The sequence below is a fragment of the Magnetococcales bacterium genome, assembly GCA_015231175.1.
In the GTDB taxonomy this organism is placed as follows: Bacteria; Pseudomonadota; Magnetococcia; order Magnetococcales; family DC0425bin3; genus HA3dbin3.
In genome coordinates this window covers 36,846-52,466 of record JADGBZ010000010.1, presented here as the reverse complement: position 1 = coordinate 52,466, position 15,621 = coordinate 36,846, and the positions used below count along the sequence as shown (strand labels likewise).

Annotated in this window: 14 protein-coding genes and 1 pseudogene; 5 read left to right on the top strand and 10 right to left on the bottom strand. The window is 58.6% G+C overall.

Translation table 11 applies throughout. The annotated features are described in order from the left end of the window. Positions 1-160: 160 nt before the first annotated feature. From HQL63_03970 to HQL63_03955, 4 genes and pseudogenes are all read right to left on the bottom strand, one after another. Positions 161-1,549: a threonine synthase gene (locus HQL63_03970; GenBank protein MBF0175991.1), complete on the bottom strand. Its 1,389-nt coding sequence runs from the start codon at positions 1,547-1,549 to the stop codon at positions 161-163. Positions 1,550-1,781: 232 nt separating this feature from the next. Then, a complete protein-coding gene (locus HQL63_03965; protein MBF0175990.1) occupies positions 1,782-2,408 on the bottom strand; it encodes a CYTH domain-containing protein in 627 nt (208 codons plus the stop codon). 139 nt (positions 2,409-2,547) lie between these two features. Then, positions 2,548-2,967 carry a rhodanese-like domain-containing protein gene (locus HQL63_03960; GenBank protein ID MBF0175989.1) on the bottom strand — a complete coding sequence of 140 codons (420 nt, stop codon included), beginning with the start codon at positions 2,965-2,967 and terminating at the stop codon, positions 2,548-2,550. 150 nt (positions 2,968-3,117) lie between these two features. After that, positions 3,118-3,357 (bottom strand): annotated as a pseudogene (locus HQL63_03955) (winged helix-turn-helix transcriptional regulator). A 234-nt stretch (positions 3,358-3,591) separates the two neighbouring features. On the opposite strand from HQL63_03955, the gene HQL63_03950 reads away from it, so the two are divergent. The 4 genes from HQL63_03950 to HQL63_03935 all read left to right on the top strand — a co-directional run bounded on the left by HQL63_03950 (position 3,592) and on the right by HQL63_03935 (position 7,789). Next, entirely contained in the window at positions 3,592-4,311 is a 720-nt protein-coding gene (locus HQL63_03950; protein ID MBF0175988.1) for a DUF484 family protein, read from the top strand. A gap of 156 nt (positions 4,312-4,467) precedes the next feature. After that, positions 4,468-5,526 carry a tyrosine recombinase XerC gene (locus HQL63_03945; GenBank protein MBF0175987.1) on the top strand — a complete coding sequence of 353 codons (1,059 nt, stop codon included), beginning with the start codon at positions 4,468-4,470 and terminating at the stop codon, positions 5,524-5,526. Then, complete coding sequence (locus HQL63_03940) at positions 5,523-6,317, top strand: YdcF family protein (protein MBF0175986.1); 795 nt, start codon at positions 5,523-5,525, stop codon at positions 6,315-6,317. The genes HQL63_03945 and HQL63_03940 overlap by 4 nt, the downstream gene beginning before the upstream one ends. 227 nt (positions 6,318-6,544) lie before the next feature. Further along, positions 6,545-7,789: an HlyC/CorC family transporter gene (locus HQL63_03935; GenBank protein ID MBF0175985.1), complete on the top strand. Its 1,245-nt coding sequence runs from the start codon at positions 6,545-6,547 to the stop codon at positions 7,787-7,789. Between the two features lie 49 nt (positions 7,790-7,838). Here HQL63_03935 and HQL63_03930 read toward each other — a convergent pair whose 3' ends face one another. The 6 genes from HQL63_03930 to HQL63_03905 form a co-directional block, all read right to left on the bottom strand. Continuing rightward, positions 7,839-10,634 carry a bacteriohemerythrin gene (locus HQL63_03930; protein MBF0175984.1) on the bottom strand — a complete coding sequence of 932 codons (2,796 nt, stop codon included), beginning with the start codon at positions 10,632-10,634 and terminating at the stop codon, positions 7,839-7,841. Between the two features lie 23 nt (positions 10,635-10,657). Beyond that, positions 10,658-11,227 carry a hypothetical protein gene (locus HQL63_03925; protein MBF0175983.1) on the bottom strand — a complete coding sequence of 190 codons (570 nt, stop codon included), beginning with the start codon at positions 11,225-11,227 and terminating at the stop codon, positions 10,658-10,660. 197 nt (positions 11,228-11,424) lie between these two features. After that, the gene (accC, locus tag HQL63_03920) at positions 11,425-12,786 is read right to left on the bottom strand and encodes an acetyl-CoA carboxylase biotin carboxylase subunit (GenBank protein MBF0175982.1); all 1,362 of its coding nucleotides are present in this window, start codon (positions 12,784-12,786) and stop codon (positions 11,425-11,427) included. A gap of 6 nt (positions 12,787-12,792) precedes the next feature. Then, the gene (accB, locus tag HQL63_03915) at positions 12,793-13,284 is read right to left on the bottom strand and encodes an acetyl-CoA carboxylase biotin carboxyl carrier protein (GenBank protein MBF0175981.1); all 492 of its coding nucleotides are present in this window, start codon (positions 13,282-13,284) and stop codon (positions 12,793-12,795) included. 49 nt (positions 13,285-13,333) lie between these two features. Continuing rightward, the gene (aroQ, locus tag HQL63_03910; GenBank protein ID MBF0175980.1) at positions 13,334-13,798 is read right to left on the bottom strand and encodes a type II 3-dehydroquinate dehydratase; all 465 of its coding nucleotides are present in this window, start codon (positions 13,796-13,798) and stop codon (positions 13,334-13,336) included. After that, a complete protein-coding gene (locus HQL63_03905) occupies positions 13,795-14,349 on the bottom strand; it encodes a hypothetical protein (protein ID MBF0175979.1) in 555 nt (184 codons plus the stop codon). The genes aroQ and HQL63_03905 overlap by 4 nt, the downstream gene beginning before the upstream one ends. Positions 14,350-14,609: 260 nt before the next feature. Here HQL63_03905 and thiS point away from each other — a divergent pair, with 260 nt between their 5' ends. Continuing rightward, the gene (thiS, locus tag HQL63_03900; protein ID MBF0175978.1) at positions 14,610-15,605 is read left to right on the top strand and encodes a sulfur carrier protein ThiS; all 996 of its coding nucleotides are present in this window, start codon (positions 14,610-14,612) and stop codon (positions 15,603-15,605) included. Positions 15,606-15,621: the final 16 nt, after the last annotated feature.

Sequence of the window (15,621 nt, the reverse complement as noted above, 5' to 3'; positions counted from 1 at the left end):
GGCTGGCTCCCTGGCGGGTCCGGGGCAGAGTCCTGGCGGGTCCGGGGCAGAGTCCTGGCGGGTCCGGGGCAGAGTCCTGGCGGGGTTCGGGGCGAAGCCCTGACAAAGGCTTGTATCCCCATGTTTTTTTGGGATGGTGCTGAATGGTTACATGAAAGTTTCACAAAACTCCCCGAGTCTCCTGAATAAAGCGGCGCACGGCCTCGACATCGGCAGGCAGCACGGCGCAACGGGTGGGCATGGCCAAGAGACCGGCAAAAACAGGCGGCAATTCCGGGTCACGACCGGTCGCCTGGCGCACGGCGTCGGCAAACTTGGCCGGGTGGGCAGTGGCCAGACAAATCACCGACCCCTTTTCGTCTCGGGCCGCATGCACGCCGACAGCGGTATGGGGATCCAACAGATAGCGGTGCTGCGCGTCGGTATCCCGGATTTGTTGCAAGGTCGCTGCCTCGGAGACTGCCATGGCCGGAAACTCCCGCGCCGCTGCGGCCTGCTCATCTGCCGTCACCTGGAATCGGCCCGTGCGGGAGAGTTGCTCCATGCAGTCACGTACCCGTTTCGCATTGGCATCGAAGAGATAGTAGAGATAGCGCTCGAAGTTGGAAGAGACCTGAATATCCATGGATGGACTGACGGTCGGCGCAACCTGCCCGGTTTCATAAACACCCGTGGCCACAAAACGGGTCAAAATGTCATTGCGGTTGGTGGCCAACAGCAGTCGGTGTATGGGTAGACCCATGCGGCGCGCCACAAAACCGGCAAAGATGTCGCCAAAGTTGCCGGTTGGCACCGAAAATGTCACGGCATGCCCGGTGTCGCCTTCCGTCACCCGACCCCAGGCGTAAACGTAATAGACAACCTGGGCCAGAATACGTGCCCAGTTGATGGAGTTGACCGCTCCCAGCTGGTAGGTATTCTTGAAGTCCAGGTCGTTGAACAAGGCCTTGACGATACGCTGTCCGTCGTCAAAGTCCCCCTGCACGGCGATGTTGTGAACATTGGCATCCAGGACTGTGGTCATCTGACGTTCCTGGACTGGAGAGACCCGGCCATGCGGATGAAGGATGAAAATGTGGATTCTCTCTTTGCCACGCACGCCATGGATGGCTGCCGAACCGGTATCCCCGGAGGTGGCGCCCAGAATGTTCAATCGCCCCCCTTGCCGGGCCAGAAGGGTGGCAAAAAGATTGCCGAGGAATTGGAGGGCGACATCCTTGAAGGCCAGCGTCGGACCATGAAACAGCTCCAGGATATAACGGGATCCCACCTGCACCACGGGGGTGATCTCCGGATGGGTGAAGGTGGCATAGGAGCGCTGTACCAAATCCCGCAGGTCGGCAGCGGGGATGGCGTCACCCACAAACGGGGCCATCACCTCCAGGGCCAGCTCCTGAAATGAGAGTGTCGCCCAACGCTGCCAAGTGGCGATCGGGATTTCGGGAATCCGCTCGGGCAGGAGCAGACCACCATCGGTGGCCAGCCCCATCATGACTGCCTGGGCAAAATCCACCGGTTGTACACCACCCCGCGTGCTTATGTACCGCATGGTCATAGTACTCCCTTTCGTCATCTTCACCACCCTTATGGCCGGCTGGGGGTCGGGCGGGGCGTTGTCAAGAAATCCGGCATCGTCATCTGGTGACGAATCGGGATCCAGGGGGCTGGCTCCCTGGCAGGGCCTAAGACAGCGTCCTGGTGGGGCTCGGAGCGAAGCCTTGACAAAGTTTTTCATGTCAAAGCTTTTCTTGCAAGTGCGCCGAATCTTCACCACCCTGTTTTCAGTTTATTCCCAGCAGAGCGACCCCCTGATGAAATTTGGTCAATGTGGCTGGTACCAGGTCGTGACGCCTGGTCAGATCGGTGGCAAAGGCGAGGATGGGAGCGAACGGCCCGGCAAGGGACTCCAATTCCACCTCGAACAGGGGTATTTTTTTTCCCCCGGCGCGGATGATTCCGGCGTCCAACGCCATTTCGGCGCGACACCCTTCGGCCAGATCCAGCTCCAGGGTGCGGCGGTGGATGTCGGTGGTCAATAGCGGGGTGACAGGGCTGTCAGCCCGCACGATCGACAGCACCTGGTCGCGCAGCGGGCCGGGTGGCAAATCCCAGAAGCGGACAACGGGCTTTGTGGACCGGACCTCCCACTCCAGGTGCCGGGAAACTCCTGCCACAAGCGAACCACTTCCCTTAAGCCCTATCCACCACTGGTCGCCTACCTGGCGCATGCGAAATCCCAGTTTGCGGCGCAACAACTCTTTTTCTGGCGTGTCGTAATAGGTGGCCAGAAAGGAGCGATCCTGGACTGAATGGCGACCAGCGACCGCCAACACCCCGGGATCTTGCAGAACAGCATCCAGGGCGGATCGGTCGGGAGCGGTGAGTTTGACCTCTTCTTCCAGATGCATGGGAGGTCACAGCCAGCCCGGGTTGCGGGCAATCCCATTCTGTAACGGCTCGGATGGGTAATCCTCCCAAGGCAAGCGCCATGGCGTGCTGCCGACCCATGTTTTTGCGCGACTGTTCACCATCCGGCCACGCACCTCCCTACTGTCCGACCGGGAAACCCTGGCTGCGCCAGGTGCTGGTGCCGCCTGCGACGTTGTAAACCCGAATGGTTTCGGCATGCCGCTTAAGGATGATGGACCCTTTGAGGGAGCGGTTGCCGCTTTGACAGATCACGGCCACGTCGCGCCCCGGGTTTTTTTGCAGCAGGGCCTCTGCCCTTTGGCGCAAATCCGACAGGGGAACCAGGAGAGCTTGTCGGACGTGGCCAGCATTGAACTCGCGTGGCGATCGCACATCCACGAGCAGGGGAGGGGCGTCGCCGGCAAGTTTAGCGGCCAGATCGTGGACCGAGATCTGTTCCACGCCGACCCACCGGGCTTCCAGGCGGTCCCAGAGAAAGAGGTAGGAGAAAAGGGCCAGCACCAGCAGGAGCGGCCAGTTTGTTTGCAACCAGGTCATCCGTTACTCCATTGCCCTGCGCGTTCAAGCCCGTCGGTGTGGCGAGGCGACATCCTCCTGGAGAGTCCGTACAAAATCAGCCAACCGGGGCGACTCTGCTGGAATGTCCATGGGGGTGCTTCCCACGTTGCCAGCATCCTGGGTCTGAGTGCAAAAAATTTTTTTGGTCAAGGCGACCAGATCCAGGACTTTGCAATCACCGACCCGATAGAAGACCTGATTGGCAACGCGACGAGAGGCAAGAATCTCTTTGTCACGCATGATGGTCAGGTGCTGAGAAACGTTGGATTGGGTGGTCCCGACCGCCTCGACCAGTTCCTGGACGCTCATCTCCTTGTCCTTCAGGGCCACAATCACCTTGATCCGCAAGGGATGGGCCAGGGCTTTCATGCATCGGGAGACCTTCTCGATGCTCTCTTCGTTGAAGTCGCAACCCACACCCTCACCTCATGCCACCGCCTGTTGCTTCGGATCCCATGGATCGCCACGCCCCCACCCGGTGAAGCGTACTTCACCACCACTCGCCGCCATGGTAAAGCTGAAGGAACGGTACGTCAACAAATTCGCCGCGATTCATGCTGCAATCCTTGCTTTTCCAAAACCGGTCGACCATCCTGTCCGATTATGAGTGATCACTCCACCATCACCGAATACCAGGTTGATCGATGGTTGCGAGAAAATCCGGATTTTTTTCGCACCCACGCTGATCTTTTGCCGGCTGCCATCACGGCTTCCGGGCGTGTCCTCTCTCTGGAGAGCGGCAAACTGGACCATTTGCAGCGCCAGAACGAGCAGATCCGTGAACAGCTCGACGGCATGCTGGAGCGTGTGCGCCGCAACGAGGAGATTTATCGCACGCTCCACACCATCCAGGTTGGGTTGATCGGTGCCCGGACCCTGTTCCAGCTGGTCAAAGCTGCCACATCGGCTCTTGAACTTGCCTTTGATATTTCACGTGTGACCCTGGCCTTGTCCGATTGTGCGGAGGGTTTTGGTCTTACCCTGGAGAACCGTCCTCCCGAGCTTGCTGACCGGGTCTTTGTTGTCAGTCAGGCCGTGCTGAACCAGATGCTGGGGGATGGACGTTCGACGATCATTCGCATCGGGATGGAGGGGGGTGGCAACCGTCACCTTTTTTTTGGCACCCACACCCCATCCATTCGTTCGGAGGCCCTGGTTCCCCTCTCCCTGACCACGGGTGGCTCACGCAAGCTTCTCGGCAGCCTCAACCTGGGCGGCACCATCCCCAGCCGTTTCATTCCCAGTTACTCCACGGACCTGGTCCAGGATTTGTCGGAAGTGATTGCGCTTTGCCTGAAGAGGATGCTACCATCCGGCGCATGAATGGGCTACCTTTCCCCATGCAAACTTTTCCCATGCAAAATCGGTGTCGGCACAATAAATGCGAGTCCATGCTCTTCCGATCGATGATGTTGTGGTCGATGTGGAGTTGTGGTGGATCGTGGCGTTTTCTCGTGTCGTCCAAAGGGATGGTTGCGCATGTTCCAAGCTGATACCCCCACCCCGTCGCATCCAGGGAAGTCGCCTGGAGATCATGCCACTCTCCCGGAGGGGACCGAACCGGGGGCTTCCGCCATCCTGGTGCCGCACGGTGACCTGTTTCTGCGTCACCTGGTTTTGCGGCGCCACTCGCCGCATACCATCGCCGCCTATCGGCGTGATCTGAACCACTTTGCCGCCTTCTGGCGTGACCGTCACCAGAGGGTTTTGACCGATGCGGATCTTCCCGTGATCGACAAGGAGGATATGCGTGCCTTCATGGGCATGGCGCATCGGACGGGGTTGGCGCGCAGCACCCAGCAACGCCGGATCGCTTCGATTCGGGCCTGGTACCATTTTTTGGAGCGGGAGGGCTGGGTGACCACCAACCCGGCGCGTCTCGTCCACACGCCGAAATTGCCCAAAAGGTTGCCTCGTGCCCCCAGCGAGGCCGACACCGGACGCCTTTTGGATGCCCCCGCACCGACGCCGGACACCTGCACCGGCTGGCCGATGGTGCGCGCTCTGCGCGATGCCGCCATTCTGGAACTTTTGTACAGTTCCGGTTTGCGTATCGGCGAACTGTGCGCTCTGGATCTTGCCGGCCTGGATCTGCGCCAGGAGGAGGTACGGGTCTTGGGCAAGGGCAACAAGGAACGCATCGTCCGGGTTGGTTCATGGGCTGCGCGGGCCATCGAAAAATATATGCATGCCAGGCAACAATTTTTTCCCGGGTTGCCGCTTGAAGGGGCGATATTCGTTGGCCGGCAGAGGGGACGCATCCATCCGCGGGAGGCCCAACGCCTGATCGAAAGGTTGCGGCGTCAGTTGTCTTTGCCCGAGCAGACCACACCCCATTCGTTGCGCCACGCCTTTGCAACACATCTCCTTCAGGCCGGCGCGGACTTGCGTGCCCTCCAGGAGATGCTGGGACATGCTTCGCTCTCGACGACGCAACGCTACACCCACCTGGATCTGACCCATCTGGCTTCCATCTACGATGCGGCCCACCCGCGGGCGCGGCGTTGTCTCCCAGACCATGTGGCGGATGGGCCATGAGCGCTGTGTTGCTCCCTGTTCTGAGTTCTCTTGTCTTGCCTCCTGGTTTGGTTCTGGTCGTACTGGCCCTCGTCTGGTGGTTGATTCCTCGCCATACACGTCTTGCGCGCGTTGTTCTGGTCTTTGGCGCCCTTTTGCTCTACATCTCGACCATTCAGGCGCCGGCGTATTATCTCTCGACTCGATTGGAGAGATACCACCCTCTCACTTTGGAGCAGGTGAAATCCTCTCCTGCCCAGGCCATTGTCGTCCTGGGCAGCGGTCGTGAATCCCCGTCCCGGTTTCTTGGCGATGCGACGCTCACAAGCGACGGAATGGACCGGGTTCGCTATGCCGCCCGCCTGCGCGACTGGACCGGCCTTCCTCTCCTTGCCACTGGGGGCTCCCCCGACCATGAAGCCGTGTCCGAAGCGGAGTTGATGAAAAAAGTTTTTGAGGCCGATCTGCACACCCCTGTGCAGTGGGTGGAAGATAAAAGCAACAACACATGGGAGAATGCTTTGTTTTCACGCCAAATTTTGGCTAGAAGCTCGATTGCGCACATCATTCTGGTGACCCAGGCTTTTCACATGCCCAGATCTGTGTGGGCTTTTGAAAAGGTCGGTTTCCTGGTGACGCCGGCGCCGACACCCTATAATATGCATCGTCCCGGGCTCTCCCTGGGTGATTGGCTTCCCAAGGTCACTGCCGGCATGCGGCTTCCCTTGCATGAATATATCGGCATGCTTTGGTACCGGTTGCGTCATGGCGAAAAGGGGCCTGTGGCAACGGCCCGTGCGGGCCTCCCCTGATCGACCGTATCCGCACATCTGAAACACAAAAAATGGTAACCGTTCAGCACCCTTTCAAGAAAAGCCTGGATATGAAAGCCTTTGTCAGAGCTTCGCCCCGAACCCCACAAGGGCTCCGCTCTTGACCCGCCAGGGAGCCAGTTCTCTGGGCCCCTGTTCGTTACCGGGTGCTGAATGGTTACACATGTTCCTTCAATCCGTCAAATTCAGGGTCATATTCGCCTCCCATGGTCAGTGAAATTTTGATACTGCTCGTCCTTCTGCTTTTCTCGGCTTTTTTCTCCGGGTCCGAGACGGCGTTGACCACGCTCTCGTCAGCCCGTGTCGAAGTTTTGCTGCGGGAGGGCCGTCCTGGCGCCCGCACCCTTTCGCGCATCAAAAGCAACACCAACCGCCTGCTGATCACGCTTCTGATCGGCAACACCGTCGTCAATATCGCTGCATCGGCCATCACCACCGTTCTGGCGCACAAGCATTTTGGTGATCTGGGGACCAGCTTCGTTGTGGGTGTGTTGACCCTGGGCATCCTGTTCCTTTGTGAGATTGTTCCTAAAACCTTTGCCGCCCGTTACGCCGTGACCATCTCGCTCAGGGTGGCGCCTTTTGTGTTGTTTTTCATCCATCTGACCAAGCCCATGACCTGGTTCATGGAGCATTTGACTGTCTGGCTGCAAAAAATGAGTCCAGCGCAAATCGATCCCACGGTGACCGAATCCGAACTCATCTCCATGGCGCGACATGGTGCCGCCGAGGGCAGCATTGAACGCGATGAACACATCATGATCCAACGGATCTTCGCCTTTGATGATCTGCGCGCCGAAGATGTCATGATTCCCCGTCACCGCATCTTCTCCTTGAATGGTTCATTGACCATTCGCGAGGCCCTGCCAGAGTTTTTGGAGCACCCTCACTCCCGGGTGCCGCTCCATACCGGTCTCAAGGATGAAATTCATCGTGTCGCCCATCTGCGGGAGATCCTTGTCGAAGCGGCCCAGGGTAACTGGGACAAGACCCTTGAAGAAATTGCTCAAAACCCGCTTTTTGTTCCCCTCAACCAGCCTGTTGATGCCCTGTTCAACACCCTCCGAGGCACCAAGAAACAGACCGTCATCGTTGTGGACGAGTTTGGCCAGCTCCAGGGGCTCTTCACCCTGGAGGATATGCTGGAAGAGTTGGTCGGGGAGATTTATGACGAACTGGATAAACCCCCCGAAAGCATCCAGGAGGTGCGCGAAGGGGAGTTGCTGGTCGAGGGTACGGTGGAGGTTCGCTCCCTGGCCGAGTATTTCGGCAAAACGCTCAGCGGCAAACCCTCCGATATCATCAGCCTGTGGATTTTGGAGCATGTCCAAAGGATTCCGACGGCAACCGAACGGTTTGTCATCGATGGATTGGAAGTGACCATCGTCCGCGTCACCCGGCGGCGCATTTTACAGGTGCGCGTCGCCATCCCCATGGATGAAAAAACGTAGACGACGAAGCGCATTTTCGACGCCAAAAGCCGGGTGTACCACTGGTTTGCTACGTCACACCTTTCTCCTTGAGGTACGGGACGTAGCGCATGTCGGTCTTCATGATGTGATCGACCAGCCAGCTTTTGGCGAAAGCCAGCAGGTCGATGGCCACCGAGAACTTGCCGGATTCAAAACGTTTGATCAGTTCGGTAACCGATTCCAGAAGCTTCCTGTGCGCGGCCTTGTGGGCTTCGGTTTCCGGGTATCCGTACTGGGTGAAATACTGCTCCTCCCGGCCAAAATGAAATTGGGTATATTCGGCCAACCTTCTGAGAATGGCGCTGATGGCCACGCTTCCTTCGCCGCGTTGCATGGCTGCGTGGAGGTCATTGACCATATTCACCAGTTTGCGGTGGTCATTGTCGATCTCCGACAGGCCGGTGTTCAGTTGATCATCCCAGGGGAAAAACAGTCGTTCCTCTCCATCCGGCGTGGCATCTTGCAGGAACAATTGGTCCAGGTATTGAAACATCTGTTTGCAGGTGGTCAAGAATTCGGCAAAATACCTTTCACTGGCCGGAGCGGCGTCTCCTCCCTCTTGCGAAGCCGCAGTGACGATTTTTTCGATCAGTTCGTGCAGTTTGGGTTGGAGTGTTTCAACATGTTTGCAGGCAGCTGACGAGGTCAAGTGGACCCGCCCCTCATTTTGCAACCAGGTTCCCAAAGCGGACTCCTGGGGGGAGGGGAGTTGCGCCCTGGATAACTGAATGCGCCCGGAGAGCACCTGTTCCAGGTTGCTTTGCCAGGAGAGATAGTACTCCTTGATATCACGAATGTTGAAGAGTGGCGTTCCGATGTCCAACTCCATCTGGGCGGCATAGAGGGCGTTGCTCATATCCTGGAGAACGGTTCCCATACGAGCAAAATGCGCAGCCGATCCGCGCATCAGATCGGCGATCCGGTTGGCCTTGACCATCTCCTGCTGCACGATCGAGGATTCGTTTTCGGTCGTTTGTGCCGCCGTCAGGATGGCGTTGGCCATATCCAGGGCTTCTTTGCTCGAATTGGCCACCTGCTGGGAGGAGTTGGCGACCTCGGCGGCAGAGCGGGCGATTTCGCTGGTACCGGTGGCTGCCTCCGCTGCGGCTCTGGCGACATCCTGGGCGGCCACATTCAACTCCTGGGCGTTGCGGGTCACTTCGCTGGATGCGTCTGACACGCTGTTCATGGAGCTGGCGATATCGCAGATGGTTTTTGACTGGTCATCCACCGAGGAGGTGATGGCCGAATTGGCCCTGTTGATCCGTTCGACACTGGCGACAATTTCTTCGTTCGCGATGGAAACCTCTGTCGTGATAGCCTGAATCTCCAAGGTTTTTTCAGAGATCATCCGGGTGGCATTGGCAGTTTTCTGGGCCAGATCCTTGACCTCGTTGGCCACCACCGAAAACCCCTTGCCTGCCTCTCCCGCTCCGGCTGCCTCGATGGATGCGTTCAGGGCCAACATGTTGGTCTGACCGGCGATGTGATTGATGACCGTGACCACGTCACCGATTTCACGGGCCGAGTCGGACAACTTTTGCATCACTTTCCGGGTGGCGTGGGCATGCTGGTTGGTCTGCATGGACTCCTTGTTGGCGGCCACGCAACGCTGGCGGATGGCCTCGAATGCCCCGGTGATCTCCTGGATGGAGTGTGTCACAAACATCACCGACTGGTTGACCTGGGCCAGGTTGTTGTTCACCCCGGAGATGTTGGCTGTGATCTCTTCGGCTGCCGCCGCCACGGTGGTGATGTTGCTGCTGGCCTCCTCCGAACCTGCGGCGATCACGAAAACATTGTCGGAAACCTGCTGGGCAGCCGACGAGATGCTGTGCAACGCCTCCGTGGCCCGGATGATCGCCTCCTTGACCTGGGTGATTTCGTGGGCAAGCGCTCCGTTCTTGTCCGACACCCGTTCCACCACCGCCTGGGAGTCCCTGGCATCGGCGCTTACAAACTCCCTGATTTTGATCAGTTCTGAGGCACAGGCGGTGATGCTGCCCGAATGCAGCGTGATCAGGGACATCAAACGCTTCATGCCATCCGCCATGGCGTTGATGCGCTTGCCTACCCGGCCAATCTCGTTGTTGTCCCCCAGGTCAGGAACCCTGGCCGTCAAGTCGCCACGGGCCAAGGCATGGACCGACGCCTCGACCTGGTCCAGGGAGACCGACAGGGTACGCATGACCAGCCACCCCAAAATCACAACCATGGCCATGGCAACGATCAACAAACCGGTCATGCCATTCCGTAAATTTTTGATGCCACCAACGGACTGATCCAGTAACTGATTGCCAAAGACCATGCGTTGGGCGACAAAAGGTTGCAAAACTTCTCCCAGGGCTTCTGCCTCTTTGTCGAAAGAGGCCATTTGCCGATTTCCCGCATCGGGACCGCCATCGACGTAGTCATGGGCCATTTTTTGACCCAGGGTATAGTAGGCGGCGAAGCGTGTGGCGATCTCTTCGACGCTGCGCAGGGAGGCCTGGTCCCCGGCTTGCTCGGCATGTTTTCGGAAGCGATCCAATCCTGCCTTGAAGGAGCGGGCACTCTTTTCGGCCTCGTCAAACCCGTCGTTCAAGCCATCCCGGCCACGGGTCGCCGAAACGTCCGACAAGTATTGTTGGACCTGGATGACATCGCGTTCCAAATCCCGCGCCACCATGGCCAGGGCAATGCCCTCTTGTTTGAGAACATCGGTCTGGGACGAGATGGCTTGCGTGGCCACGAATCCCCAGACGTTGATCCCGGAGAGGATGATGATCGGCGCCAGAAAGGCCAGGAAAAGTTTGCCCTTGATACTCAATCCGCGTGTTTTCATGATCGCATTCTCATTCCATCATTTTATCCGTTTTCGGTGGAGTGGGTTTCAATCCAGGTAAAAATGCCTGGCAGACCACGAAACCGTTCTCCCTCGTCCAGGCCATAGCCGGTCACGCGCAAATGGGGTACCTCAAATCCCACCCAGGTGATGGGCAAGGGCAGGGCATGGCTGACGGTTCTGTGCAGCAAGACGCCCAGACGCACCGAGGCAGGCGCCAGGAATTGCAGGCGCTGCAACAAAAGAGAGAGGCTGTTGCCATCATCCAGGATGCCATCGACCACCACCAGATTCCGCCCATGCAGCAATTTTTGGTCCTCCAGGGTGATCCAATCGGGTGTTTTGGGCGGGCGGCGGGGAAGGAAGACAACAGGCCAGGGTTGTTTCATGGCCCGCAGCAGATCCACCCCGAACAGGATGCCCCCTTTCAAGATCACCACCAGAACCGGATCCAGGCCGGCCATGTCCGCCTCGATCTGGCTGGCCAACTCAACGACCCGCTCCTGCAAGTGCTGCGGATCGATCAGCAGGGTAAAATGCTCTTCTGGCCGTGGGCCACCAGGGTGATGGCGGAATTTTTTTGGCTGCTGCATCGCGCCCTCCGATGGGTCATTTTTCGTAACTATTCATCGCCCGGCAACCCATCGGGATCCAGGGGGCTGGCTCCCTGGCAGGGCCTGAGACAGCGTCCTGGTGGGGTTCGGGGCGAAGCCCTGACCAAGGCTTTCATATCCGAGCTCTTCTTGAGAGGGTGTTGAATGGAGACTTTTTTTGGAAGATAGCTGAATGGTCAGGGTTTTCTTTTATCTGGTTTTCTTGGTTGCAGGAAGCGGTTCAGAAAATGGAGCGTGTATTTTCCGCGACAGAACTCACTATCCTGGAGAATGCGTCGGTGCAGGGGGATGGTCGTGGCGACACCACCGATGACATATTCGTCCAAGGCCCGGCGCATGCGGGCCATGGCTTCGTTGCGATCCTCGCCATAGGTGATCAGCTTGCCGATCATGGAGTCATAATGGGGTGGTATGCGGTAACCGGCATAGGCCCCGGATTCAACCCGGACTCCTCCTCCGCCGGGGGCGTGATATTCGGTGATCAAGCCTGGGGAGGGGAGAAAGGTTTCCGGATCCTCGGCATTGATGCGGCATTCGATGGCGTGCCCATGCAGGCGAACCTCCTCCTGATTGATGGGGAGAGGCTCACCGAAGGCAATGCGGATTTGTTGCTTGACCAGATCGATGCCGGAGATCATTTCGGTGATGGGGTGCTCGACCTGGATGCGGGTATTGACCTCCAGGAAGTGAAAGCCACCGTCGCTCAACAGAAACTCGAAGGTGCCGGCGCCTGTATAACCCACGGCAAGTGCGGCCTGGCAGGCCAACCTGCCCAGTTGTTCCCGCTGAGCTGGAGCGACGGCTGGCGAGGGCGCCTCTTCCAGCACCTTCTGGTGTCGGCGTTGGATGGAACAATCCCGTTCCCCTAGATGAATGGCATGACCGTGTTGGTCGGCCAGGATTTGTATTTCAACGTGACGGGGCGCCTCAAGAAATTTTTCGATGTAGATGTGCGGATTGCCAAAAAATTGGCGCGCCTCGTTGCGGGCGATGGAACAGGCGTTGGCCAGGGAGGTTTCGGTGTGGACAATTTTCATGCCGCGGCCTCCGCCCCCTCCGCAGGCCTTGATGATGACCGGAAAACCGATATCCCGGGCTACCTGCAACGCCATATCGTCACTCTCGACCACTCCCGGCGAACCGGGCACCACCGGTACGCCAGCCGCGATCATGGATGCGCGTGCCGTGACCTTGTCGCCCAACAGGCGGATGACAGCCGCCGTAGGGCCGATGAAGGTCAAACCAGAATCGGCGACTACTTCGGCAAATTCGGCGTTTTCAGAGAGGAAGCCGTATCCGGGATGAATGGCCTCGGTGTCGGTGATCTCGGCAGCTGCCATGATGGATTTGATGTTCAGGTAGGATTCGGCGGCTGGTGGCGGTCCGATGCACACCGCTTCATCTGCCAACATGACGTGCAGGGCGTTGGCATCGGCCACTGAATGCACCGCCACGGTCTGAATCCCCAACTCCTTGCAGGCCCGATGAATGCGCAGGGCAATCTCGCCTCGGTTGGCAATCAGGATTTTTTTAAACATGAGGGGTCAGCCGGGCTCGATGAGAAACAACTCTTCGCCGTACTCCACGGGCGTGGCATTTTCCTTGAGGATTTGCAGGACGCGCCCACCCACTTCAGCTTCGATTTCATTCATCAACTTCATGGCCTCGATGATGCACAGGGTATCACCCATTTTGACCCAGTCCCCCGGTTTGACGAAGGGGGGGGCCTCCGGGGAGGGGGCATTGTAGAAGGTGCCGACCATGGGTGAGGTCACCAGTTTGGCAGTTGGCGAGCGTTCTTCGCCGGACACACCCGGGGGGGCGGATCCTGGCGCGCCGACGGGCGGACCGGAGATGGCAAACCTTGTTGCGATCTCACCGGGGGAGGGTAGAACGTCTGCCCGCACGGTGGGCGCAAACTGACCCCGGTCCCGGGTTACCCGCACTGTGGCGCCGTTCTCCTGTTTGATCTCGATTTCGGCCACATCGGTCGTGGCCAGCATTTTCAGGAGTTGGCGTATCTCCCTGAGGTCCATCTCTGCGTTCCTCCCTGTATTCACAGATCCAACGTGCGGCCCAGGCTGGTCAGCCGGGCCGATGCTGCCGAAGGTAGCGTACACCCCCTTCCAGCGCCAGGATATAGCCATCCTTGCCGAACCCGGTTATTTGTCCGATGGCGATGTCGTGGATGTAGGAGTGGTGTCGGAATGGTTCCCGCTTGAAGATGTTGCTCAGATGCACTTCGATCACCGGCAATGCCACGGCCAGCAGGGCGTCGCGAATGGCAACCGATGTATGGGTGAACGCCGCCGGATTGATGATGATCAAATCGCACACCCCCAGCGACTGTTGGATCCGCTCGACCAGCACCCCTTCATGGTTGGACTGGAAGAAGACGATCTCGGCTCTCAGGGTTTCGCCGTGATGTCGGCAGGCCTTCTCGATATCCGCCAGGGTGTCGGCGCCATAGATGCCTGCCTCGCGTTGCCCGAGCATGTTCAGGTTTGGACCATTCAACACCAGAATGCGCCAAAGCGGGGGAATGGTCATATGCGGTCGATCTCCCTTCGTTTCAGGTCGTGGCCGTGGGCCATGACGCTTGCCAACAGCGTCGTCACGGGAAGAAACGGTCGCAAGCCATGTGTGATCCATGTTGGCGGCTGCGTCTCCACAGGCCCAACCGATGACGCAACAGCCGCACGACGGGTCTGCACGCGGCGCAGAAAGTCCTCCAACCGCGCCAGGGCGACGGGAGCCGGCAACGGCTCGGGCGGGACGCCTTGGAGGCGATCCAAAAATTTTTTGAGACGCAAAAGTTCCGGGTGATCCGGTGCAGGGACCTCGCTCGGCAAGGCTCGTTGCAGGGCAGCGAGCGCGGTACGAAAGGCCTGTCCCGGGGCGCGTCCAAAACTCGACAAGCGCTCCTCGATCTCCTTTTCACCCAGGGATGAGACCAGGAGGCGGGCGAAAAGATACCATCGCGCCACGCTCTCTGGAGATTGCTCGCTGGCCTGATCCAGCAGTTGCCGGGCATCTTCCACCTTGTTATCCCGAATCAAGGCCACTATTCGGGTGATGTCGTCCTGCGAATTTTCTGTCATGCTGCCTCGCAAATCTTCTCGCCGTGGCGTCTCTTTTCCCCCCATCATAACGCGCCATCGGCCCTTTCTTCCATATTTCGCAAACAGCAGGCGCCTGAATTGCCGCCCGGTTACGTACTCGGGGTCCAGTGCGATTGCCCTGTTTCGTCATGCCGTGTCGTTGATTTTTTCTCCAAAACACGCCATGCTTCCGCGCCTGACATGCAGAAGGAGAGATTGGGTCATCCTGGACATTGCACACAAGGGAGCAGATGCCGGTCATGAACGTCATACTCAACGGTGAAACCCGCGATTTTCCCTCCGGAAGCACCATCGCGGACATGTTGCAAACCCTGCAACTCGACAGCCAAAGAGTTGCTGTGGAGAAAAACCTGGAGGTGGTCAGAAAGGACCGTTTTGCCGATACCCGCCTCAACGATGGAGACCGGTTGGAAGTGGTTCATTTCATTGGCGGGGGAGCCCCGAAACCTAAGAGCGTTGCCCCCGGGGATCCCTTGCTGTTGGCTGGCCGGACCTATCACAGCCGTCTGCTGGTGGGAACGGGAAAGTACAAGGATTTTGACGAAACGGTGCGCGCCATCAACGCTTCGGGTGCCGAGATTGTCACTGTGGCTGTGCGTCGGGTCAATATCACGGATCCCAAGGCCCCCATGCTGACCGACCATCTCGACCCGAAAAAGTTCACCTATCTTCCCAACACGGCGGGTTGCTACAACGCCGACGAGGCAGTGCGCACTCTCCGCCTGGCCCGGGAAGCTGGTGGCTGGGATCTGGTCAAGCTTGAGGTTCTTTCCGATCCAAAATTTCTCTGGCCCAACAACCCGGAGACCCTTTTGGCTGCCAAGACCCTTATTGCCGAGGGGTTCAAGGTGATGGTGTACACCACGGATGACCCGCACATGTGTCAACGTTTCGAGGAGATGGGGTGTGTGGCTGTCATGCCTTTGGCGGCGCCCATCGGTTCCGGTCTGGGTATCCGCAACCCCTGGACCATTCGCATGATTGTCGAGCAGGCGCGCATTCCGGTTCTGGTGGATGCCGGGGTGGGCACCGCTTCGGACGCGGCGATTGCCATGGAGCTTGGGTGCGATGGCGTTTTGATGAATACAGCCATTGCCGAGGCCCAGGATCCGGTCCGCATGGCTACCGCCATGAAGTTGGCCATACAGGCTGGGCGAGAAGCTTTCTTGGCCGGACGCATGCCGCGCCGGACGCATGCCGCAGCCTCTTCCCCCATCGATGGCACGTTTTTTTAACCCCTTGTCCAGATGC

What these genes read in the sequence shown, in the direction of transcription:
- HQL63_03970 (MBF0175991.1), bottom strand. Translation starts at nt 1,549, where the DNA reads ATGCGGTACATAAGCACGCGGGGTGGTGTACAACCGGTGGATTTTGCC.
- HQL63_03965 (MBF0175990.1), bottom strand. Translation starts at nt 2,408, where the DNA reads ATGCATCTGGAAGAAGAGGTCAAACTCACCGCTCCCGACCGATCCGCC.
- HQL63_03960 (MBF0175989.1), bottom strand. Translation starts at nt 2,967, where the DNA reads ATGACCTGGTTGCAAACAAACTGGCCGCTCCTGCTGGTGCTGGCCCTT.
- HQL63_03950 (MBF0175988.1), top strand. Translation starts at nt 3,592, where the DNA reads ATGAGTGATCACTCCACCATCACCGAATACCAGGTTGATCGATGGTTG.
- HQL63_03945 (MBF0175987.1), top strand. Translation starts at nt 4,468, where the DNA reads ATGTTCCAAGCTGATACCCCCACCCCGTCGCATCCAGGGAAGTCGCCT.
- HQL63_03940 (MBF0175986.1), top strand. Translation starts at nt 5,523, where the DNA reads ATGAGCGCTGTGTTGCTCCCTGTTCTGAGTTCTCTTGTCTTGCCTCCT.
- HQL63_03935 (MBF0175985.1), top strand. Translation starts at nt 6,545, where the DNA reads ATGGTCAGTGAAATTTTGATACTGCTCGTCCTTCTGCTTTTCTCGGCT.
- HQL63_03930 (MBF0175984.1), bottom strand. Translation starts at nt 10,634, where the DNA reads ATGAAAACACGCGGATTGAGTATCAAGGGCAAACTTTTCCTGGCCTTT.
- HQL63_03925 (MBF0175983.1), bottom strand. Translation starts at nt 11,227, where the DNA reads ATGCAGCAGCCAAAAAAATTCCGCCATCACCCTGGTGGCCCACGGCCA.
- accC (MBF0175982.1), bottom strand. Translation starts at nt 12,786, where the DNA reads ATGTTTAAAAAAATCCTGATTGCCAACCGAGGCGAGATTGCCCTGCGC.
- accB (MBF0175981.1), bottom strand. Translation starts at nt 13,284, where the DNA reads ATGGACCTCAGGGAGATACGCCAACTCCTGAAAATGCTGGCCACGACC.
- aroQ (MBF0175980.1), bottom strand. Translation starts at nt 13,798, where the DNA reads ATGACCATTCCCCCGCTTTGGCGCATTCTGGTGTTGAATGGTCCAAAC.
- HQL63_03905 (MBF0175979.1), bottom strand. Translation starts at nt 14,349, where the DNA reads ATGACAGAAAATTCGCAGGACGACATCACCCGAATAGTGGCCTTGATT.
- thiS (MBF0175978.1), top strand. Translation starts at nt 14,610, where the DNA reads ATGAACGTCATACTCAACGGTGAAACCCGCGATTTTCCCTCCGGAAGC.